1 pseudogene is annotated in these 1,375 nt (G+C 54.6%); it reads left to right on the top strand.

The features are described from left to right. Window positions 1-967 (top strand): annotated as a pseudogene (locus F0Q45_RS25970) (hypothetical protein); the annotation flags it as partial. Between the last annotated feature and the right edge of the window lie 408 nt (window positions 968-1,375).

The raw sequence follows: 1,375 nt of genomic DNA, 5'->3' as shown, positions 1-1,375 counted from the left end.
CGTGGGTAGCGGCAACATCGGCGACACCAACTTCGGCAACGGAAACAATGGTAACTTCAACTTCGGTAGTGGAAATTTCGGCAGTACTAACGTCGGCTTTGGCAACGCGGGCAGTGGCAATTTTGGCTTCGGCAATACCGGGAATAATAATATTGGTTTCGGGTTAACCGGTAACAATCAATTTGGAATCGGTGCTCTGAACTCCGGTAGCGGAAACATCGGCTTCGGCAATTCGGGTACTGGCAATATTGGCTTCTTTAACTCCGGTACCGGAAATGTGGGTGTCGGAAACTCTGGCATCGGGAACACGGGCTTAGGAAACGCCGGCAATGTCAACACTGGATTCTGGAACGGTGGTAGTACGAATACGGGCGGCGGAAACGCCGGAGCCGGCAACTTCGGCTTCTTCGATTCCGGCAATTTTAACGCAGGAAGCTTCAACTCAGGCAACTCGAATACCAGCTTCGGGAATTCCGGCAACGTCAACACTGGATTCCTGAACGCCGGCGACATTAACTCGGGTTTCGGCAACGCGGGCGGTGTCAACACTGGTTTCGGTAACGCGGGCGACACCAACACGGGCGGCTTCAATGGCGGCAGCCTTAACACCGGCTTCTTCGGCGCGGCCACCCAAGCTGGCCCTAACTCCGGATTTTTCAATGTCGGCACTGGTAACTCTGGCTTTGGTCATAACGATCCGTCCGGCAGCGGGAATTCGGGCATCCAAAACTCGGGCTTCGGTAACTCTGGCTACGTCAATACCAGCACCACAAGCCTGTTCGGAGGAAATTCTGGTGTACTGGATACTGGCTATGGAAACGCGGGTTTCTATAATGCGGCTGTACAAAATGCCGGTATTTTTATAGCGGGCGTCATGACCTCGGGCATCTTCAACTCCGGCACCGGAAGCTCGGGTCTGTTCGTCTCAGGCAACGGGCTTTCAGGGTTTTTCAATAATTTTTTCTAGCAGCCTCGAATGTGTTTAGCAACAGTACGTGCTGCCGGACGTCGCTCACCCGGCGAGTTGATTCCAGAGTTCAAAATTTGCCCGATCGGGCGGCCGTGTGCATACCGGCTGGCGGTTGGTGGGACCAGAGGCCGGCCGCAAGAACATTTTCGTTGAACCAGTGCAGTCGACCTTATCGTGTCCAACATATTGACAATGCGCTGGAAAGTGGGCCGACTCCACGGAAATGGCTCCGAGATGTGGCGGGTGACCGACCGCCGCCGCCCCCGAATTCCTCGATCACTTGAAGAACGTCCAGTTTTCTGGTGTGATCTGTCGTACGATCCGCCCTGTGGGGTTGGTTGGTAAGTCCTTTGAGTAACCTGTCAGAGCCGTTGATGCGGCTCGTTAGTAGGGGGGTTGTGATGG

Origin of the sequence: Mycobacterium simiae (genome assembly GCF_008370645.1) — a bacterium.
Classification (GTDB): Bacteria; Actinomycetota; Actinomycetes; order Mycobacteriales; family Mycobacteriaceae; genus Mycobacterium; species Mycobacterium simiae_A.
This window is presented reverse-complemented; position numbering and strand designations above follow the sequence as displayed.